The sequence below is a fragment of the Moorena sp. SIO3I6 genome, assembly GCF_010672095.1.
The window spans coordinates 1-3,644 of record NZ_JAAHHU010000423.1 but is presented as its reverse complement, the minus strand read 5'-3'; the positions used below and the strand labels follow the sequence as shown (position 1 = coordinate 3,644).

General features: G+C 39.5%; 5 protein-coding genes and 1 pseudogene. 5 read left to right on the top strand and 1 reads right to left on the bottom strand.

Annotation, left to right across the window (positions count from 1 at the left end):
* The 3 genes and pseudogenes from F6K49_RS37240 to F6K49_RS37230 form a co-directional block, all read left to right on the top strand.
* The coding region (locus F6K49_RS37240; protein ID WP_293105080.1) for a hypothetical protein at positions 1 to 250 on the top strand (250 nt) is incomplete at its 5' end.
* 244 nt (positions 251 to 494) lie between these two features.
* A pseudogene (locus F6K49_RS37235) lies at positions 495 to 1,691 on the top strand (IS4 family transposase).
* 113 nt (positions 1,692 to 1,804) lie between these two features.
* Positions 1,805 to 2,020 carry a hypothetical protein gene (locus tag F6K49_RS37230; RefSeq protein ID WP_293105077.1) on the top strand — a complete coding sequence of 72 codons (216 nt, stop codon included), beginning with the start codon at positions 1,805 to 1,807 and terminating at the stop codon, positions 2,018 to 2,020.
* Between the two features lie 463 nt (positions 2,021 to 2,483).
* On the opposite strand, the gene F6K49_RS37225 is transcribed toward F6K49_RS37230, so the two are convergent.
* Complete coding sequence (locus F6K49_RS37225; RefSeq protein WP_143727653.1) at positions 2,484 to 2,723, bottom strand: hypothetical protein; 240 nt, start codon at positions 2,721 to 2,723, stop codon at positions 2,484 to 2,486.
* Positions 2,724 to 2,746: 23 nt separating this feature from the next.
* On the opposite strand from F6K49_RS37225, the gene F6K49_RS37220 reads away from it, so the two are divergent.
* On the top strand, positions 2,747 to 2,908 hold the full coding sequence (locus F6K49_RS37220) for a hypothetical protein (protein WP_293059452.1): 162 nt from the start codon (positions 2,747 to 2,749) through the stop codon (positions 2,906 to 2,908).
* A 445-nt stretch (positions 2,909 to 3,353) separates the two neighbouring features.
* Positions 3,354 to 3,644: hypothetical protein (locus F6K49_RS37215; RefSeq protein WP_293105074.1), on the top strand; the 291-nt coding region annotated here is incomplete at its 3' end.

Below are 3,644 nucleotides of genomic sequence, written 5' to 3'. Positions count from 1 at the left end.
GCAAACTATTTACTATTGGAGGATGGAAGGGACTCAGTACATTGAATCAGTGTTGATCTCCTCACCAATCAGTAGTGGTCAGGAGGTAATCCATGGCACCCTCGACATCGATGATAATGGTTTCGATGATATCCTCTGGCGCAATCTCGACGATGGACAAAATAGTGTCTGGCTGATGAATGCCAATGGGTTCGATCGCCTGGAGAAGCTTGATCCACTAACCGATACCAGTTGGCAAAGTTATGTGTGAAATACGTAATTTAAAATACAAAATTTCAATTACCTAATTTAAAATTACCTAAGTATTTAGCCAAGGACAATCAGCTAACGCCCTTAGGGCGTTAGCTGATTGCTTATATATAGAAACCTTATATAGCGTTTGTATTTGATCTCAAGGGGTGACAAGAAAGCTGTAAACTAGAGAGAATAGGGGTTTAAGCCAGCCCAAGACTTACAAAAATCAGGGGGCGTTCGTGACCCCCCCACAATCATATATGTTTCCTCAATTCTACCAGACTGTCTTCGAGACTCATCTGACTCCTTGCCAATATCTGACTCTACAATTGCTAATTTTGCTATTGCAAAGTCATCGTAATGTCCGTTTATCTTGCTTAGCCAACCTGTTCCCACAACCGATAAAATATGAAAGTCGTGTTCGGAATATTCAGAGGTTTTTGAATTTACCTCAGTTAAGTGCTAAGCTCTTATGGTTTCCTATTATCAAGCAAATTTTAAAACAAGAGTTTCGTCCTCATATCTCTAATCGAAAACAGATAAGACGAAGGAAAAAGCTGAAGCTCATGCATCAAGGATATCTGCTATTAATCCTCGATAGAACTCAATGGCAAGACCGGAATTTAATGGTGTTAAGCTTAGCTTGGGGTCATCATGCAATTCCTGTATATTGGCAACTTTTACCAAAACGAGGGAACAGCAGTTTGCCAGAGCAAAAAAAAGTTATAACTCCGGTCTTAAGGCTATTGCGTTCTTATCCTGTACTCCTATTAGGAGACCGATAATTTCATAGTGTCCAACTGGCTAAGTGGCTGGAGGAGAGGAATGTAGACTTTGCTTTACGTCAGAAAAAGGGCACTTGTATTCAAGATGATGATGCTGTTTATCGACCCCTCAAAGATTTAGGAATTCAACCGGGATTTTCTCGATTTTACTCAAATATTTCTTGCACAAAAGCCCATCAGTTGGGAAACTTTAATCTAGGGGCTTATTGGAAACGTCAATATCGGAGTCGAGCAAGTAAAGAACCTTGGTATATTCTCACAAGTCTTGATAGTCTTCCACGGACTTTATCCTGCTATCAGGCTCGATGGGGTATTGAAACTATGTTTCGAGATTTAAAAACTGGAGGTTATAATCTCGAAAATACAAAGGTTAGTGAGCGTCGCTTAAAAGCCATTATTTTGCTCATTTCCATCGCTTATACTTTGGCAACTTTACTTGGAGTTGCTTTAAAAAATCTGGGAGTGAGTGAGTATATTTGTCGTCCCACCGAATCAGAACGTTCAACGGAGCGACATAGTTTTTTTTGGATGGGATTGCACGGTCCCGATTGGATTCAATCTCTCAAAATTTGGTCGGATTTAGCCAAATCTCTGATGAGTCTCAAACCTCACAAATCTCTCTATTTCAAGCGGGGACTTAACGCTAAGTCCCTTATCCAGAGTGCTTTGTAGCCTTGTTGTCACCCCTTGAGGTATTTGATATGTAAACGTAGGAGGTATTTTTTTTTATAAAATAAAACTACGTATCTCTTTCCCCTCCTGGGAGCAGTAGGGGTGGGTTATTCTTGCTAGCATGCCTATTCCCTTTTGCCTATTCCCTTTTGCCTATTCCCTTTTGCCTATTGCCTATTGCCTATTCCCTTTTGCCTTTTGCGTTTTGCCTATTGCCTATTGCCTATTGCCTATTGCCTATTGCCTATTGCCTATTGCCTATTGCCTATTGCCTATTGCCTATTGCCTATTGCCTTTTAGGGAAAGAAGTTTGTTTACAACCCAGATAGAAATGCTATATAGCCATCAATTTTAAAAATTTATAAAATTTTAAAATTTATAAATTAATCATTTTTGTTCATAACTTATTCAAGACTGAATTCGAAATCCTATCACTGTAAGCGCTATCAATCCAAATGCTATAATTAGTAGGAGGCGTTATTAAATAATCATCAAAGTAGAGTTCTTGTATAAGTAATGCTTATAATAAAATCTATGGTTGGTTAACCTAATGGATTAGTTTTCGATGAAAGATAAACTCAATATTTTTATATTAGTTATTTTCTGGATAATTATATGTATTTTGTGATCACAAATTTAAGACTTATATAAAGTATCTATAAAGGAGATTTTGGGGATTGATTGTGTAAGCATTCAGCCGTCAGCCGTGAGCTAAAAGCTCACGCTGCGCGAACAGCCGTCAGTGGTCAGCCATTGGCCTATGGCCACGCTACGCGAACGGGAGAATTTAATTCAGATTAAACCTCTTTTATTCAAAAGCACCATCTGTAGCACCATCTGTAGCGCTAATCGCTGACCGCTGTTCGCGTAGCGTGGCCAAAGGCCTTTAGCTGATAGCTGAATGCTTACTTGATTGTTTATACCCGTAGAATTATAGGAATGGGTGTAATGGTGTTTAAAAATTAAAGGGACGAAGGGATGCAGCGAGCTAGCACGGTCTTGGGAAGCCAGTTGCTTATCTAAAATCCCCATCTCCCTGACCATCTCCCAACACTTTGCTCTTTTTCCCTGTTCCCTATTCCCTATTCCCTAACCGCAGCGCTCCGGAAGCTGAGGCCTTTGGCCACGCTTTGCGAACGCTTCCGCTTTCCGCTAAAAGCGAACGCATTAATTATTCTCTAGTAATCGAAAATATTGAACAATTATCATATCAGTAACAATAGGATAAAGATTTGATAAAATTACAAAAATTAATGGTGACATAGTATCCAATTCATGTCATCAATAAATAAAGGAATTGTTTGACCGCAAAAACTAAAGCTCTTGGTGGAAGACTATAGTATAGTGCTCAGACTATCTCAACAAAATAATGTTGGGGGAGCATCTACGTCCTCAGCGATAGGTTTGAAAACACGGAAATTCAAAACTGTGTAACTAATACAGCGGCAGATTTATGAGATTTTTCATTAGCTGTAATAATCGGTGCTTTGGTGAACGTTTAGCATAGTATTCTACTCTTGCCCATGGCTCTGTAAAGGGTATCGGGATCATGGGGATTGAGTGGATATCGACTTGCTAGGGTATTACTTGCTGCCCAAATAAAATTCCTAAATAAAATTACCATAGCTTTAAACACAGATAAAGGTTGGAGACTACAAGACTATGACGAGAATTGAAGCCGAAAATTTTTCTAGTATAACTAACTTTGTAACTACTAGTAATCCTGATGCCTCTGGGGACGCAGTAATCACTCTATTTGATGCGGTTAATAATACTGCTTTCCCCCCTGGTACTGCTAGCACAAGCTTTAATCAACCCACTGGTACCTATGAAGTAATCATTGGCATCTTTGACGAAATAGATGGAGAAAGCACCGTCGATGTCAGGATTGGCAGTACCGTCTTTCCCACAATCACTCTTAATAATCCTTCCTCTACTGCTAGCGGTATCCCC